Genomic DNA, 15238 nt, shown 5'->3' on the forward strand with positions numbered 1-15238 from the left:
AGCATGCTTAGATCTGCACGGTGTCGGCGACTTCCTTGAAGTCTTCGATCTGGTCGAAGTTCATGTACTGGTAGATCTTGTCGCCGTTTGCCGTGAGCACGCCCATGTCGGCCATGTACTCTTCCTTGGTCGGGATCTTGCCCAGACGCGAGCAGATCGCCGCCAGCTCCGCCGAGCCGAGGTACACGTTCGTGTTCTTGCCCAGGCGGTTCGGGAAGTTGCGGGTCGACGTCGACATCACCGTCGCGCCTTCGCGCACCTGTGCCTGGTTACCCATGCACAGCGAGCAGCCCGGCATTTCGGTGCGTGCGCCGGCCGTGCCGAACACGCCGTAGTGACCTTCTTCCGTCAGCTGCTTCTGGTCCATCTTGGTCGGCGGCGCGACCCACAGCTTGACCGGGATGTCGCGCTTGCCCTCCAGCAGCTTCGACGCGGCACGGAAGTGACCGATGTTGGTCATGCACGAGCCGATGAACACTTCGTCGATCTTGGCGCCAGCCACGTCGGACAGCGTCTTCACGTCGTCCGGGTCGTTCGGGCATGCGACGATCGGCTCGTGGATGTCGGCGAGGTCGATCTCGATGACGGCCGCGTATTCGGCGTCGGCATCCGGCGCGAGCAGTTGCGGGTCGGCCAGCCATTGCTCCATCGCCGCGATACGGCGCTGCAGGCTGCGCGGATCCTGGTAGCCCTGCGCAATCATCCACTTCAGCAGCGTGATATTGCTGTTCAGGTATTCGATGATCGGTTCCTTGTTCAGGCGCACCGTGCAACCGGCGGCCGAACGCTCTGCCGACGCATCCGACAGCTCGAACGCTTGCTCGACCTTCAGGTCGGGCAGGCCTTCGATTTCGAGGATGCGGCCCGAGAAGATGTTCTTCTTGCCTTGCTTGGCGACCGTCAGCATGCCCTGCTTGATCGCGTACAGCGGAATCGCGTTGACGAGGTCACGCAGCGTGACGCCCGGCTGCATCTTGCCCTTGAAGCGGACGAGCACCGACTCCGGCATGTCGAGCGGCATCGTGCCGGTGGCAGCCGCGAACGCGACCAGGCCCGAGCCTGCCGGGAAGCTGATGCCGATCGGGAAGCGCGTGTGCGAGTCGCCGCCGGTGCCGACGGTGTCGGGCAGCAGCATGCGGTTCAGCCACGAGTGGATCACGCCGTCGCCCGGACGCAGCGCGATGCCGCCACGGGTGCTGATGAAGTTCGGCAGCGTCTGGTGCGTCTTCACGTCGACGGGCTTCGGATAAGCGGCGGTGTGGCAGAACGACTGCATCACGAGGTCGGCCGAGAAGCCGAGGCACGCCAGATCCTTCAGTTCGTCGCGGGTCATCGGGCCCGTGGTGTCCTGCGAGCCGACCGAGGTCATCTTCGGTTCGCAGTACGTGCCCGGGCGTACGCCCTGGCCTTCCGGCAAACCGCATGCGCGGCCGACCATCTTCTGCGCGAGCGAGAAGCCCTTGCCGCTGTCGGCCGGCTGGTGCGGCAGGCGGAACAGCGTCGACGGGGCGAGGCCCAGCGCTTCACGCGCCTTCGCGGTCAGGCCGCGGCCGATGATCAGCGGAATGCGGCCGCCGGCGCGCACTTCGTCGAACAGCACGTCGGACTTGACCTGGAATTCGGCGATCACGTTGCCGTCCTTCAGCGCCTTGCCTTCGTACGGGCGCAGTTCGACCACGTCGCCCATGTTCATCTGCGACACGTCGAGTTCGATCGGCAGCGCGCCGGCGTCTTCCATCGTGTTGTAGAAGATTGGGGCGATCTTGCCGCCGAGGCACACGCCGCCGAAGCGCTTGTTCGGGACGAACGGGATGTCTTCGCCGGTGAACCACAGCACCGAGTTGGTGGCCGACTTGCGCGAGGAGCCGGTGCCGACCACGTCGCCGACGTAGGCGACCAGGTGACCCTTTTCCTTCAGCGATTCGATGAACTTGACCGGGCCGCGCTTGCCGTCTTCTTCCGGCGTGATGCCGGGGCGCGCGTTCTTCAGCATCGCCAGCGCGTGCATCGGGATGTCCGGGCGGGTGGTGGCGTCCGGGGCCGGCGACAGGTCGTCGGTGTTGGTTTCGCCCGTGACCTTGAACACCGTGATGGTCAGGCTTTCCGGCACTTCCGGACGGCTCGTGAACCATTCGGCGTCGGCCCAGCTCTGCAGCACGGCCTTCGCGTGCGCGTTGCCCTGGTCGGCGAGTTCCTTCACGTCATGGAACTGGTCGAACATCAGCAGGGTTTTCTTCAGCGCGTCGGCAGCGACGGCCGCGACCGCTTCGTCGGACAGCAGCTCGATCAGCGGCTGGATGTTGTAGCCGCCGAGCATCGTGCCGAGCAGCTCGGTCGCGCGCTCGCGCGAGATCAGCGGGCAGGCCGTCTCGCCCTTCGCGACGGCGGCCAGGAAGCCGGCCTTCACGCGCGCGGCTTCGTCGACGCCGGCGGGCACGCGGTGGGTGATCAGGTCGAGCAGCGTCTGCTCTTCGCCTGCGGGCGGGTGCGCCAGCAGTTCCACCAGTTCGGCGGTTTGCTGGGCCGTCAGCGGCAGGGGGGGAATACCGAGCGCGGCGCGGGCGGCCACGTGAGCACGAAAGTTTTCAAGCATGGGGGGACCTGCTGAGATTGCGTTTCAGGGGAAGGGCTTTCCAGGCACGCCGAGGCTGCTGTTCCGGATACTGCTTCACTGCTTGGACGGGATTCTAGTCGCAATATGGTCAGGCGTCAAATGTCTTATGTCTTATATAAGAGTTGCGGCGCGTGGCGGGTGAGCCGTCTTGCCGGGTCTCCGGCGGGGCGCATCGAAGCTGGATGCGAAGCGGGCGGAAAATCGCGAACTGCGTGGGCCGGAGCGGGACGGTTCGACGCAGGGGCGCGATCGTGAATTTGGGCCGTCGCTACGATGCCCTGACGGCGGGACGGCATTTCGCTTGCCCTTGGTGCGACGCTTGCCGTGGCAGCTTCCAGCTCCTATATCATTCGGGTCTGTCCGTGCGCGGGAGCTGTACTTGCAGGCCGAAGGGCGGATTTCTCATGCCCGCATGCCGTCGAAGGCATCGATAGATTTTGGATATGCACCAGGAGTCGCTACGTGGAAAAGTCTGAGTTACGGAATGATCTGGTGGAACTGCGCGAACTCGTCCGCCAGTTTGTCGACGAGCGCGACTGGGACAAATTCCACACGCCGAAGAACCTGGCGACAGCGCTCAGCATCGAAGCGAGTGAATTGCTGGAGCCGTTTCAATGGCTCGTTTCGGGCGACAAGAGCGAACTTGGCGAAGCCAACCTGACGGCCGTTCGTCACGAGATGGCCGACGTATTGGTGTATCTGGTTCGCCTCGCGGACAAGATGGATGTCGATCTTTTTCAGGCGGTGCTTGAGAAGATGGAGCTCAACCGGGCAAAGTATCCGGCTGACAGAGTGAGGGGCGACTCGCGAAAATACTCTGAATATAAAAATCAGGAGAAATGAGGCTGGATGCAGGTCACGGCAAGTCGCGTGGCTTGATGATCCATTTGTCTGTTTCTCGGGCGGGGTTCATGACAACTTCGTTGCGACCGGAAATGTAGTCGACCCCAATTTGGGGGCTGGATGCAGCCTTTTCGTACGCGCGCATCGCGTTCTACATGACGCCGTTGTTCGGCACGCGCAAGGGCGCGCCGACGACGGCCGAAACACCGAACCGGCTCGCCCGGCGCGAACGGATGCCCGCGCGTCCGGCCGTGCGGAAAGTGGCCGGCGCGCCGGCCGGCTACCCGACGTCGATCGACCACCCGTCCCGGATTTTCTTCGCGAGCTCGTCTAGCCGCCAGTCAGGCATCGGGCAGCCTAAGCCCGCCGGTCGCCGCCCGATGCGAACGGATCACCCGCCCGTCACCGGCGGAAAGAACGCCACCTCGCTATCCTCCCGCACGACGAATCCCCCGGTCACCATCTCGAGATTCACGGCCGCCCGCACGGGCCGGTCCATCCGCAACGCTTCGCCGCTGCGCGCGTCGCGTGCGGCGAGCGTGCCGCGCAGCGCGTCGACGGTGACCTCGTGCGCATCGATCTCGACGACTTCCTGATCGATATGCAGCTGTTCGCGAATGCTCGCAAAGTATTTGATCGTCAGTTTCATTGAAATGTCCCGGGCGAAATCGGCGGAATGGGCGGAATCGGCAACGCATTGACCGGCACGCTCAACCCCATCGCCGCATCGCCTGATCGTCGTGCACCTTCGGCTCGACCCAGCCGGCCACGCCGTCGTGCCGGATCTCCTTCTTCCAGAACGGCGCATGCGTCTTCAGGAAGTCCATGATGAATTCACACGCATCGAATGCCGACGCACGATGCGCGGCGGCCACCACGACGATCACGACCGGCTGGCCGAGCGGAATGCGCCCGACGCGATGCACGATCCTGACCGCTTCGAGCCGCCAGCGCGCGCTGGCTTCCTCGACGATGCTCCAGAGCGCCTGCTCGGTCATCGTCGGATAGTGTTCGACTTCGAGCGCGATCACGTCGTCGACGTCGCCCTCGTTGCGCACGACACCGAGGAAATTCACGACCGCGCCGACATTCGGATTCCGAACGATCGGTGCGATCTCGGTGCCGGCGTCGATCGCCGCGTACTGCACACGCACCTCGAAGCCGGCGGCAATCGCCGGCGGCGGCTCGGCGTGCGGCTCGGCGGGTTCGGCATGGGCGGCGTCACGCGACGGATCGTCGGGTGACGCGGCACGGGATTCGGTGAAACTCGTCATGACGGTTCTCCAGTAAGCGGTGCGCGCCGCCGCGCGCGGCAGCCGTCAGCCGCCGACGAGCGACATGCGCACGGTCGGATAGGTCTTGCCCGACGGCCGGGCCGCACGCGTGGCGCGCCGCTCGGAATAGCGGTCGTCGCGCCGCGTCCATCGCGCACGCACGGCGTCGGCGAGGTGGTCGACCGATGCGCCGTCGTCGAGCCACGGCCGCAGGTCGGTGCCCTGCATCGCGAACAGGCACGTATAGAGCTGGCCGTCGGCCGACACGCGGGCGCGCGAGCACGTGCCGCAGAACGGATGCGACACGCTCGCGATGAAGCCGACCTCGCCCGCGCCGTCGATGTGCCGGCAGCGGATGGCGGTGGCGTCGTGGCCCGGTTCGCCGACGAGCACGAGCGGATAACTCGCGTCGATGCGTTCGCGCATCCGCGCGGCCGGCACGACCTTGTCGCCGGACCACGCGCTCGCGCCGCCGACGTCCATGTATTCGATGAAGCGCACGGCCACGCCGCTATGACGGAAGTGGCGCACGAGCGGCAGGATCTGGTCGTCGTTGGCGCCGCGCTCGATCACGGCGTTGACCTTCACGGGCGCGAGCCCGGCCGCCTGCGCAGCCTCGATGCCGGCCAGCACGCGCGCGACCGGCACGTCGGTATCGGTCATCCGGCGGAACACGGCATCGTCGATCGCGTCGAGGCTCACGGTCACGCGCGACAGGCCCGCATCGCGCAGCGTGCGTGCCTTCGCGGCGAGCAGCGAACCGTTGGTCGTCAGCGCGATTTCGATGGGCTTGCCGTCGGCGGTCGTCAGCGTCGCGAGCCGTTCGATCAGCGCTTCGAGATTGCGGCGCAGCAGCGGCTCGCCGCCGGTGAGGCGGATCTTCTCGACGCCGAGCGAGACGAACGCGCGCGCGATCTTCTCCAGTTGCGCGAACGACAGCCGCTCGGACGACGGCATGAACGCATAGTCGGGCCCGAAGCTGTCGCGCGGCATGCAATAGCCGCAGCGGAAGTTGCACTGGTCGATGACGGACAGCCGCAGATCGCGCAGCGGCCGCGCGAGCGTGTCGAGCGGGCGGGGGAAGGCGCCGGGCGATGCGCCGCCGGATGCAGTGGCGGCCGGTGCGGGAGCGATGGCATTCACGATCGGTTTTTCGACCTGCATGAAGTGAGCGGAACGGCGTCGCCGGTCGGCCGCCTGTGTGCCGACGTGTCGGCGCACGGGTCGTGACGAGCCTCTTCGTGAGGATAGTCCGCCGGATTTTTCCGACAGGGACACAATCCCGCCCGAAATGCAGGAATACAGTTCGTGATCCTGCCTGCACGCAAGGCGGACATGACGCGCATGGGCATGCTCACGCGAGCCAGTGCGCGAAATCGTAATACGGCACCGCGTCGCCGCGCGCGATGCGTCGGCCGGCCGGCAGCCGCGCGAGCCCGCTCGCCTGAACGAGCGATTGCAGCGTGCCGGCGCCTTGTTGCCGCAGCGTATCGAGTACGGGCGCGCCGTTGGCGTCGAGGGTGCGGCGCACGCGGACGAAGCGCTCGCGCTGCGCATCGGGTTCGACGTCGATGTCGATCGGCAGCGACGGCACGGCTGGCAGGCAGTCGTCGCGCCCCTGCAGGCAGCGGATCAGCGGCGTGACGAACAGCGCGAACGCGGTCATCGCGGCGCCCGGATTGCCGGGCAGCAGCACCACGGGCCGTTCGTCGAGCCGCGCGAGCGCGACCGGCTTGCCGGGTTTCATCCGCACGCCCGACACCACGAACGCGGCGCCGAGCGCGGTCAGCGCGGGACGCAGCAGGTCCTTGTCGCCGACCGATGCACCGCCGACGCAGACGACCAGGTCGCAGCGCGCGGCCATGCCGCGCAGCGCCTGATCGACGGCGGCCGGCGTGTCGGCGGCGTGCTCGCTCGCCGCGACGCCGGCACCGGTTCCCGACACCAGCGCGGCGAGCATCGGCGCGTTGCTGTTGTAGATCTGCTGCGGCGCGCGCGGCTGGCCGCACGGGACAAGCTCGTCGCCGGTCGTCAGGATGCCGACCCGCAGCGGCGGGCGCACGTCGATGCGCGCGCAACCCTGCGCGGCGGCGACGCCGACGTGCATCGCGCCGAGCCGCATGCCGGCCGGCATCAGCAGGGCGCCCGCGCGCACTTCCTCGCCGCGGCGGCGGATATGCGATCCGCTGCGCTGCGGTGTGTCGAACGCAACCCAGCCATCCTGTTCGTGCGCGTGCTCCTGCATCACGACGGTGTCGGCGCCCGGCGGAATCAGGCTGCCGGTAAAGATGCGCGCGGCCGTGCGCGGCGCGAGCGGCGCCGGCGCGTCGCCCGCATAGCAGCGCTGCGCGACGCGCAGCGGCTCGCCGTGTTCGAGGTCCGCGTGACGGACCGCGTAGCCGTCCATCGCGCTCTGGTCGGCGGGCGGCTGGTCGAGCACGGCGGTGAGCGGCGTGGCGAGCACGTGGCCGGCCGCCTGCGCGACCGGGATGGAGACGGCCGCATGCGGCGGCGCAAATACGCCGGCGAACTGCCGTTGGGCGGTGTCGAAATCGGTCAGGGGTTTCATCAAGCGGTGAGCGCCTGCGCTTGCGCAGGCGTCGGTTCGGGTAACGGGAGCGGGTCGGGCGACACGTATTCGACGAAGCCGTCGTCGCGGCAGAAGCCGAGCAGCCGCACGCCGGCTTCGCGGGCGACGTCGATCGCGAGCGAGGTCGGCGCAGAAATCGTCGCGATCATCGGGATGCCGACGCGTGCGGCCTTGCGCACGAGCTCGTAGCTCGCGCGGCTGGACAGGAACACGAAGCCCGCGCCCAGGTCGGCGCGGCGCCGCGCCAGCCGGCCGATCAGCTTGTCGAGCGCGTTGTGGCGGCCGACGTCCTCGACGACTTCCAGCACCGTGCCGTCGCGCTCGCACCACGCGGCCGCGTGGATGCCGCCGGTCGCGTGCATCAGCGGCTGCCGCTGCGGCAGCGCGCGGGCGGCGCGCGCGACGGCGTCGGCGCCGATGCCGGCCGCCGCGCCCGCGGCCGCGATGCGCGGCGGATGCAGGTCGAGCTGCGCGATGCTCTCGATCCCGCAGACGCCGCAGCCGGTGCGGCCGGCCAGCGCGCGCCGGTGCGCCTTCAGCGCCATGAACGCCTGCTGCGCCACGGTGAGCCGCACTTCGGCACTGCCGGGCCGGCATTCGCTTTCGATATCGAAGACGTCCGACGCGCGCTCGACGATCCCTTCGCTCAGCGCGAAGCCGAGGCCGAACGCGTCGAGGTCGATCGGCGTCGCCATCATCACCGTGTGCGCGATGCCGTTGAATACGAGTGCAACCGGCGTTTCGTCCACCACGCGATCGACGGTGTCCCGCGCGTCGCCGGCACGATGACGCGTCACATGACACGCGCGGGTGCCGGCCGGATCGTCGGGGCGGTCGCTGGGCTCCATGCGGGTTTCTCCAGGGGGATCGGCCGGCGCGGGCGCCGGGCGATCGAAACGGATTCTGCGGGGGCGGTGCGCGGGGTCGCGCTCGCTCGCCACGGGCAGGCCAGGAGCCGATGGTACGGGCGTTCGGCGGTGCCGCGGATGCACAGCGTTGCAGAGCGGAAAGCAGTACAGCCGAGAGCCTCGCGGCGCCGAAACGGGTTTTCCGTACACACATCTTCGGCCCCGGGGAAAGCACAGTTTCAGCGCACGTCCGCGCGATTGCGAGTATCGTCTGAAACGCGATATCGTCATTCACGCTTCGTTGCCGTGCACTGCGATCCGTCGTTGTGTGCACGTGCCGTCGCGAAGCCGTCGCGCGATTTCCTGCTTCGAGCTGACGTCCTCACAACCACGAGCAAATTACGGTCATGGAAATCTTCGATGCGTTCCATCTCGCCCGATTGCAATTCGCGTTCACGGTGTCGTTCCACATCGTGTTTCCGGCGATCAGCATCGGCATGGCGAGCTTCCTGGCGGTGCTGGAATGGCGCTATCTCGTCACCGGCGACGCCGCCTACAAATCCATGTTCCAGTTCTGGTCGAAGATCTTCGCGATCGGCTTCGGGATGGGCGTCGTCTCCGGCGTCGTGATGGCCTACGAGTTCGGCACGAACTGGGCGGGCTTCTCGCGCGTCGCGGGCAACATCACCGGCCCGCTGCTCACGTACGAAGTCCTGACGGCCTTCTTCCTCGAGGCCGGCTTCCTCGGCGTGATGCTGTTCGGCTGGCAGCGCGTCAGCCCGCGCGCGCACTTCTTCGCGACGCTGATGGTCGCGGTCGGCACGCTGATCTCGACGTTCTGGATCCTCGCGTCGAACAGCTTCATGCAGACGCCGCAGGGCTACAAGATCGAGAACGGCCTCGTCGTGCCGGTCGACTGGTTCAAGATCATCTTCAACCCGTCGTTCCCGTATCGCCTCGTGCACATGACGATCGCCGCGTTCATCGTCGCGGGCTTCATCGTCGCCGCGTGCGGCGCGTGGCACCTGCTGAAGGGGCGTCGCGACGAGCCGGTCAAGCGCAGCTTCTCGATGGCGCTGTGGATGCTGCTGCTGCTCGCGCCGATCCAGATCGTCGTCGGCGACGCGCACGGGCTGAACACGCGCGAATACCAGCCGGCGAAGATCGCGGCGATCGAAGGGCTGTGGGAAACCGAGAAGGGCGGCACCGCGCTGAACCTCGTCGGCCTGCCCGACATGCAGGCCGAGACGACGCGCTATGCGATCCAGGTGCCGCACCTCGGGAGCCTGATCCTCACGCACAGCTGGAGCGGCGAGATTCGCGGACTGAAGGAATTCCCGGCGCAGGACCGTCCGTATTCGCCGATCGTGTTCTGGACCTTCCGGATCATGGCCGGCCTCGGGATGCTGATGCTGCTCACCGCGCTGCTCGGCCTGCTGCTGAGAAAGGGCGGACGCCTGTATGAAACGCGCTGGTTCCAGTGGTTCGTCGTGTGCATGGGGCCGTCGGGCATCGTCGCGCTGCTGGCCGGCTGGATCACGACCGAGGTCGGGCGGCAGCCGTGGACCGTCTACGGCGTGCTGCGCACCGTCGATTCGGTCGCGCCGCTCAGCGCGCAGCAGGTCGGCGTGTCGCTGCTGATCTTCGTGGTCGTGTATTTCCTGGTGTTCGGAACGGGTATCTACTACATGCTGAACCTGATGAAGCGCGGACCGGCTGCCCACGCCGGATACATCGAGCTGCACCGGCATCCGGGGCTGCGCAAGAGCGCGCTGTCCACGCCGCTGAACGTCACCGAAGCGGAGTAAGCCATGCAGATCGATCTTCCTGTCGTGTGGGCCGCGATCATCGGCCTCGGCGTGTTCCTCTACGTGATGCTGGACGGCTTCGACCTCGGCATCGGCCTGCTGTTTCCGTTCTTCGACGCCAAGGTCGAACGCGAAGTGATGCTGAATACCGTCGCGCCGGTGTGGGACGGCAACGAGACCTTTCTGGTGCTCGGCGGCGCGGGCCTGTACGGCGCATTCCCGGTCGTCTACTCGACGCTGTTGCCGGCGAACTACCTGCCGCTGATCCTGATGGTGGTCGGGCTGATCTTCCGCGGCGCGGCGTTCGAGTTGCGCGCGAAGGCGAACCGCACGCAACACCTGTGGGATCTCGCGTTCATCGGTGGCTCCGCGCTGGCCGCGTTCTGCCAGGGCGTCACGCTCGGTTCGCTGCTGCAGGGCATCCGGATCGTGAACAACCAGTTCGCGGGCGGGCCGTTCGACTGGCTGTCGCCGTTCAGCCTGTTCTGCGGGATCGGCGTGCTCGTCACCTATGCGACGCTCGGCTGCGGCTGGCTGATCCTGAAGGTCGACGGCGAACTGCAGCGCAAGATGCGCGTGCTGATGAAGCCGCTCGCGGGCGTGCTGCTCGCCGTGATGGGCGTGGTCAGCCTGTGGACCGTGATCGGGCTGCCGGCCGTCGCGCACCGCTGGTTCGGCAGCGGCTACCTCGGCTGGTTCCTGCCGGTGCCGGTCCTCGTCGTCGCATGCGTGTGGGGCATCTTCCACACGCTGAAGCGCCGGCACGAGGCAACGCCGTTCCTGCTGACGCTCGCGCTCGTGTTCCTCGGCTATACCGGCCTCGTGATCAGCATCTGGCCGAACATCGTGCCGCCGTCGCTGACGATCTGGGATGCGTCGTCGAGCCATTCGAGCCAGCTGTTCGCGCTCGTCGGCACCGTGATCGTGCTGCCGATCATCCTCGTGTACAACGCGATGCAGTACCGCGTGTTCCGCGGCAAGGTGCGCGAGGGCGACGCCGGCTATCACTGACCGGCGCGGCCGGTGACGGCGTGCGGCGTGCGGCGTGCGCGGGCGTATCATCTCGCGCAGCCGCCGTGCGGCTCGTCACCCGGCCCGGTTGCGATCGGACAGCGGCCCGCCACGCGCGGGCCGTCGCACATCGGGCGGCGGCGCGCCGCATTGCGTATTCCCTTGGCAGTCGAGACAACACCATGATCGTCAGACCACGACAAAACTGGCTCAGGATGCTGTTCGTATGGAACGGCTCCGTGCTGCAGTCGATCATTCCGCAACTCGTGTTCATGGCGGTCGTCAGCACGCTGGCGGTCTTCACGAACGGGCGCATCTTCGGCGAGAAGATTCCGCTGAACACCGCGCCGTTCACGCTGTTCGGGCTCGCGCTCGCGATCTTTCTCGCGTTTCGCAACAACGCGAGCTTCGAGCGCTTCAAGGAGGCGCGGCTTCTGTGGGGCAACCTGCTGATCGCCGCGCGCACCGTCACGTCGCAACTGCGGCGCTACCTGCCCGACAGCGTCGGCGACGCGGAGCGCAACCGGCTCGCCGATCTGCTGATCGCGTTCACGTATGCGCTGAAGCATCAGCTGCGCCATACCGATCCGGCGCAAGACCTGCAGCGCATCCTCGGCGCCGAGCGCGCCGCCGCGTTCGCGCACAAGTGCTACCAGCCCGTCGCGATTCTCGACGAACTGCGCGGCGGGATCGTCCGCGCGCTGGGCCGCGCGCCGGGCAGCGACGCGACGTGCTGGATGTTCGATGCGCAGCTGGTCGAACTCGGCAAGGCGGTGGGCGGTTGCGAGCGGATCCTGACGACGCCGATTCCGTTCTCGTACAGCGTACTGCTGCATCGCACCGTCTATGCTTATTGCGTGCTGCTGCCGTTCGGCCTCGTCGATTCGACGGAGTTTTTCACGCCGCTGATTTGCGTGTTCATTTCGTACACGCTGATCGCGCTCGAAGCGATCGCGAACGAGGTCGCGGAGCCGTTCGGCCTCGCGCCGAACGCGCTCGCGCTCGATGCGATGGCGCGCACGATCGAACGGTCGGTGCTCGAGCTGGGCGATCGCGCGATGCCGGAGGAATTCGTGCCGGCATCGACGTATCAGATCACGTGAGCGGCACGGCGACGACGCGCGCGGCGGCACGCGTGATTCGGAGAACATCACATGCGCATCTACGTGACGAGCATCTTTGTCGACGATCAGGACAAGGCACTCGCGTTCTATACCGACACCCTCGGCTTCCGGTTGAAGAACAACGTGCCGGTGGGCGAGTACCGCTGGCTGACGGTCGTGTCGAAGGATCAGCCTGACGGCACCGAGCTGATGCTCGAGCCGAGCCATCATCGCGCGGTCGGGCCTTTTCGTCAGGCGCTCTACGAGGACGGCATTCCGGCGGCGTCGTTCCAGGTCGACGATCTCGACGCGGAGTTCGCGCGGCTCGACGCGCTCGGCGTGCGCTTCACGCTGGCGCCGATGGACGCGGGGCCCGTGCGCGTCGCGGTGCTCGACGATACGTGCGGCAACCTCGTGCAGCTGATGCAGATGAAGTGACGCGTGGCGGGCGCGGTGTTCGACGTGCCGATCAAAGCGTCGGTGACGCTGCGTGAGCATCAGTTCCTGATCGCATCGGCGTCCCACGCACCCAGCGCGATGGCTTTGCCCAGCATGCCGACGGTCAATGCGTCTCGATCGAACGTATGGGGCTTCCTGAGAATGAAGTTGCGAACCAGGTGTTACAGGAGCCCTTCACCCTCCATCAGGAAGTAACGCCCGAAATCGTAGTCGCGGCGATCCACACCGAATCGGGCGAAGAAGCGCTCCATGAAGATGTCCGCGTCGTCTCCGGCTTGTCCGAGATCGTCGGCGATCGAGGTCTCCGCGGTAATCCGCTGTTTGCTCGATATTGCCGCCTCCTCGCGAACGAGCTTCCAGTGCTTCCCAAATGCGGCGGTCGTCCGTCATGGAATCCTGTCCTCCGGTTTTGCGATCTGGTTGTACCGCTAGCCGGTTCGAAGTGACATGTTTGTGTAGACTCGTGCTCGTTCAACGGAGCCAATCCCATGCAACTTCTCGACCACGTGTCCATCGGCGTTCCTGATATCGACCAGGCACGCCCTTTCTATGACGGCATCATGGCCGCACTTGGCGCGGCCAAGGTTTACGACCGGCCCGCCGCACTCGGTTACGGCGAACGCTGCAATGCAAACGACACCGCCTCGACTTTCCTGGCCGTGTATCTCGATCCCGCCGAAGTCGGAACGAGCAAGCGGCACTGGTGCTTCAAGGCCGCTTCTCGCGAGCAGGTACATGCATTCTTCGAGGCAGGGCTTTCCGCGGGCGGCCAGTCCGACGGCGATCCCGGATTGAGGCCGCATTATCACGCCGATTACTACGCGGCGTTTCTCGTCGACCCTGCCGGCAACCGGATCGAGGCTGTGTGCCACGTAGCGCCGTCGGCGCACGAGCGGTCGTGACGGTGCTTGCGGGCGACTGACCGCGGCTTCGCGGTGTGCCGGTGGACATCGGGGTAAGCGCGGCGCCGGCATTGCGCCACGCCACGCCACGCCGCCCGGCCGCGTTTGCCGCGCACGGCTCAATCGAAATACGTGAGCCCCATCGCGCCTTTCACCTCGGCCAGCGTCGCGCCGGCCACCTCGCGCGCATGCATCGTGCCGCGCTTCAGGATCGCCATTACCTCCGCCTTGTCCGCCTCGAATTCGCGGCGGCGCGCACGGATCGGCTCGATCAGCGCCTGCAGCCGCTCGTTCAGCACGCGCTTGACGACGCTGTCGCCGAGGCCGCCGCGGCGATAGTGCGCCTTCAGTTCGTCGACCTTCTGCACGTCGGGCTCGAACGCGTCGAGGAACGTGAACACGACGTTGCCTTCGACCTGGCCGGGATCGCTGACGCGCAGGTGGTTCGGATCCGTGTACATGTCCTTCACGGCCTGCGTGATCTCGTCCGGCGTCGAGCCGAGCGTGATCGCGTTGCCGAGCGACTTGCTCATCTTCGCCTTGCCGTCGATGCCCGGCAGCCGCGTGACCGCCGACAGCACGGCCTCGCATTCCACCAGCACCGGCTTGTCGACCGTCGCGTTGAAGCGGCGCACGAGTTCGTTGGTCTGTTCGATCATCGGCAGCTGGTCGTCGCCGACCGGCACGTGCGTCGCCTTGAACGCGGTGATGTCGGCGGCCTGGCTGACGGGATAGGTCAGGAAGCCGGCCGGGATGTCGCGCTCGAAGCCGCGCAGGCGGATCTCTTCCTTGATGGTCGGATTGCGCTCGAGGCGCGCGACCGTGACGAGGTTGAGCAGGTATTGCGACAGCTCGGCGAGCTCGGGCACCTGCGACTGGACGACGATCGTCGAGATCGCCGGGTCGATGCCGACGGCCAGGTAGTCGAGCGCGACCTCGATCACGTTCTCGGTGACGCGCTGGCGACGGCCCATGTTGTCGGTCAGCGCCTGCGTGTCGGCGAGCAGCAGGAACTGCGTCGCGTCGTGCTGCATCTGCACGCGCGCGCGCAGCGAGCCGATGTAGTGGCCGAGATGCAGCGGGCCGGTCGTGCGGTCGCCGGTGAGGATGGTCGGTCGGGTCGGGTGCGTCATGGTGTGGATTGGCTCCGGGTTATCGAAGCCACCAGCCATGATTCGGGCGCAGAAACGACAATGCCGCCATGGCTGGCGGCATCACGTTCGGGACATGCAAAAGGAAACGGGCCGCCTGGGTCAGGCGCGCCACCAGCGATGCACGTTCGGCGAGGCAGGTTTGGTTTCCATTGCGCGAGTATAGCGTAGTGCGGGGACGGGCGTGCTGCGTCAGCGTATGACCGACTCCATCGCGAGGTAGGCGGTTTCGGCCGACGGCCACAGCAGGTACAGCAGGCCGGCCATCAACAGCAGCGCGCCGGCGCGTACCAGCGGCGTGCGATCGATCTCGCCCAGGATGCGGAAGTGCTGCTTCAGTTTCTTCATGCTTGCAGGCGCAACGTGCGCTACTCCAACGGTTGCTGCAACGGGTCGGGTGGGGCCGACACCGGGGTGTTGCGGGGTTCGACGGGGGGCTGAGCCGGTGGCTCGGCGCGGCAAGGGGATCGCGTGCGGGAGATCGAAAAGGGGAACGATCAGGTGCGCCGGATGCGTCTCGCCTAGTGATGCGCATCCTACCAGTTCGACGGCGTGCGCATAGTCAAGAATTGTGGGGTGGGGACAGGTTAAAGGGACGCAACGTAAAATCAGCGGCATATGAACGGAGATGCTGT

The 15238-nt window shown here is 66.7% G+C and carries 15 protein-coding genes; 6 read left to right on the plus strand and 9 right to left on the minus strand.

Annotated features, from left to right (window positions below):
* Positions 1-7: 7 nt before the first annotated feature.
* Positions 8-2593, minus strand: a complete 2586-nt coding sequence (acnB, locus tag DIE17_RS01800) for a bifunctional aconitate hydratase 2/2-methylisocitrate dehydratase (RefSeq protein WP_124521645.1) — start codon at positions 2591-2593, stop codon at positions 8-10.
* A gap of 483 nt (positions 2594-3076) precedes the next feature.
* Here acnB and DIE17_RS01805 point away from each other — a divergent pair, with 483 nt between their 5' ends.
* On the plus strand, positions 3077-3457 hold the full coding sequence (locus DIE17_RS01805; RefSeq protein ID WP_044848135.1) for a nucleotide pyrophosphohydrolase: 381 nt from the start codon (positions 3077-3079) through the stop codon (positions 3455-3457).
* 391 nt (positions 3458-3848) lie between these two features.
* On the opposite strand, the gene DIE17_RS01815 is transcribed toward DIE17_RS01805, so the two are convergent.
* The 5 genes from DIE17_RS01815 to fdhD form a co-directional block, all read right to left on the minus strand.
* Entirely contained in the window at positions 3849-4106 is a 258-nt protein-coding gene (locus DIE17_RS01815) for a MoaD/ThiS family protein (protein WP_044848136.1), read from the minus strand.
* Positions 4107-4167: 61 nt separating this feature from the next.
* Entirely contained in the window at positions 4168-4731 is a 564-nt protein-coding gene (locus DIE17_RS01820) for a molybdenum cofactor biosynthesis protein MoaE (protein ID WP_124521648.1), read from the minus strand.
* A gap of 45 nt (positions 4732-4776) precedes the next feature.
* Positions 4777-5895 (minus strand): GTP 3',8-cyclase MoaA, encoded by a 1119-nt coding sequence (moaA, locus tag DIE17_RS01825; RefSeq protein ID WP_124521805.1) that lies wholly within the window; start codon positions 5893-5895, stop codon positions 4777-4779.
* Positions 5896-6085: 190 nt separating this feature from the next.
* Positions 6086-7300 carry a gephyrin-like molybdotransferase Glp gene (glp, locus tag DIE17_RS01835; protein ID WP_124521651.1) on the minus strand — a complete coding sequence of 405 codons (1215 nt, stop codon included), beginning with the start codon at positions 7298-7300 and terminating at the stop codon, positions 6086-6088.
* Positions 7300-8169 carry a formate dehydrogenase accessory sulfurtransferase FdhD gene (gene fdhD, locus DIE17_RS01840; RefSeq protein WP_124521653.1) on the minus strand — a complete coding sequence of 290 codons (870 nt, stop codon included), beginning with the start codon at positions 8167-8169 and terminating at the stop codon, positions 7300-7302. Before fdhD ends, glp begins: the two co-directional genes overlap by 1 nt.
* Before the next feature lie 407 nt (positions 8170-8576).
* On the opposite strand from fdhD, the gene DIE17_RS01850 reads away from it, so the two are divergent.
* The 4 genes from DIE17_RS01850 to DIE17_RS01865 all read left to right on the plus strand — a co-directional run bounded on the left by DIE17_RS01850 (position 8577) and on the right by DIE17_RS01865 (position 12529).
* On the plus strand, positions 8577-9977 hold the full coding sequence (locus tag DIE17_RS01850) for a cytochrome ubiquinol oxidase subunit I (protein ID WP_044848141.1): 1401 nt from the start codon (positions 8577-8579) through the stop codon (positions 9975-9977).
* A gap of 3 nt (positions 9978-9980) precedes the next feature.
* Positions 9981-10988, plus strand: coding sequence for a cytochrome d ubiquinol oxidase subunit II (gene cydB / locus DIE17_RS01855; protein WP_124521655.1), 1008 nt, complete (start codon positions 9981-9983; stop codon positions 10986-10988).
* 182 nt (positions 10989-11170) lie between these two features.
* The gene (locus tag DIE17_RS01860; protein ID WP_124485759.1) at positions 11171-12091 is read left to right on the plus strand and encodes a bestrophin family protein; all 921 of its coding nucleotides are present in this window, start codon (positions 11171-11173) and stop codon (positions 12089-12091) included.
* Positions 12092-12142: 51 nt separating this feature from the next.
* Positions 12143-12529 (plus strand): VOC family protein, encoded by a 387-nt coding sequence (locus DIE17_RS01865; protein ID WP_124485760.1) that lies wholly within the window; start codon positions 12143-12145, stop codon positions 12527-12529.
* Between the two features lie 182 nt (positions 12530-12711).
* Here DIE17_RS01865 and DIE17_RS37780 read toward each other — a convergent pair whose 3' ends face one another.
* A complete protein-coding gene (locus tag DIE17_RS37780) occupies positions 12712-12882 on the minus strand; it encodes a DUF1493 family protein (RefSeq protein ID WP_311767563.1) in 171 nt (56 codons plus the stop codon).
* Between the two features lie 156 nt (positions 12883-13038).
* Between DIE17_RS37780 and DIE17_RS01875 the strand changes: the two genes are divergently transcribed.
* Positions 13039-13452, plus strand: coding sequence for a VOC family protein (locus DIE17_RS01875; protein WP_124521657.1), 414 nt, complete (start codon positions 13039-13041; stop codon positions 13450-13452).
* 119 nt (positions 13453-13571) lie between these two features.
* On the opposite strand, the gene trpS is transcribed toward DIE17_RS01875, so the two are convergent.
* Together trpS and DIE17_RS37245 are read right to left on the minus strand one after the other, a co-directional pair.
* On the minus strand, positions 13572-14585 hold the full coding sequence (gene trpS, locus DIE17_RS01880) for a tryptophan--tRNA ligase (protein ID WP_124521659.1): 1014 nt from the start codon (positions 14583-14585) through the stop codon (positions 13572-13574).
* A gap of 210 nt (positions 14586-14795) precedes the next feature.
* On the minus strand, positions 14796-14951 hold the full coding sequence (locus DIE17_RS37245) for a hypothetical protein (protein ID WP_185640925.1): 156 nt from the start codon (positions 14949-14951) through the stop codon (positions 14796-14798).
* Between the last annotated feature and the right edge of the window lie 287 nt (positions 14952-15238).

This window comes from Burkholderia sp. Bp9099 (assembly GCF_003857805.1).
Taxonomy (GTDB): domain Bacteria; phylum Pseudomonadota; class Gammaproteobacteria; order Burkholderiales; family Burkholderiaceae; genus Burkholderia.

What these genes read in the sequence shown, in the direction of transcription:
- DIE17_RS01875 (WP_124521657.1), top strand. Translation starts at nt 13,039, where the DNA reads ATGCAACTTCTCGACCACGTGTCCATCGGCGTTCCTGATATCGACCAG.
- DIE17_RS01815 (WP_044848136.1), bottom strand. Translation starts at nt 4,106, where the DNA reads ATGAAACTGACGATCAAATACTTTGCGAGCATTCGCGAACAGCTGCAT.
- DIE17_RS01820 (WP_124521648.1), bottom strand. Translation starts at nt 4,731, where the DNA reads ATGACGAGTTTCACCGAATCCCGTGCCGCGTCACCCGACGATCCGTCG.
- DIE17_RS37245 (WP_185640925.1), bottom strand. Translation starts at nt 14,951, where the DNA reads ATGAAGAAACTGAAGCAGCACTTCCGCATCCTGGGCGAGATCGATCGC.
- DIE17_RS01865 (WP_124485760.1), top strand. Translation starts at nt 12,143, where the DNA reads ATGCGCATCTACGTGACGAGCATCTTTGTCGACGATCAGGACAAGGCA.
- cydB (WP_124521655.1), top strand. Translation starts at nt 9,981, where the DNA reads ATGCAGATCGATCTTCCTGTCGTGTGGGCCGCGATCATCGGCCTCGGC.
- trpS (WP_124521659.1), bottom strand. Translation starts at nt 14,585, where the DNA reads ATGACGCACCCGACCCGACCGACCATCCTCACCGGCGACCGCACGACC.
- glp (WP_124521651.1), bottom strand. Translation starts at nt 7,300, where the DNA reads ATGAAACCCCTGACCGATTTCGACACCGCCCAACGGCAGTTCGCCGGC.
- DIE17_RS01850 (WP_044848141.1), top strand. Translation starts at nt 8,577, where the DNA reads ATGGAAATCTTCGATGCGTTCCATCTCGCCCGATTGCAATTCGCGTTC.
- acnB (WP_124521645.1), bottom strand. Translation starts at nt 2,593, where the DNA reads ATGCTTGAAAACTTTCGTGCTCACGTGGCCGCCCGCGCCGCGCTCGGT.
- moaA (WP_124521805.1), bottom strand. Translation starts at nt 5,895, where the DNA reads ATGCAGGTCGAAAAACCGATCGTGAATGCCATCGCTCCCGCACCGGCC.
- fdhD (WP_124521653.1), bottom strand. Translation starts at nt 8,169, where the DNA reads ATGGAGCCCAGCGACCGCCCCGACGATCCGGCCGGCACCCGCGCGTGT.
- DIE17_RS01860 (WP_124485759.1), top strand. Translation starts at nt 11,171, where the DNA reads ATGATCGTCAGACCACGACAAAACTGGCTCAGGATGCTGTTCGTATGG.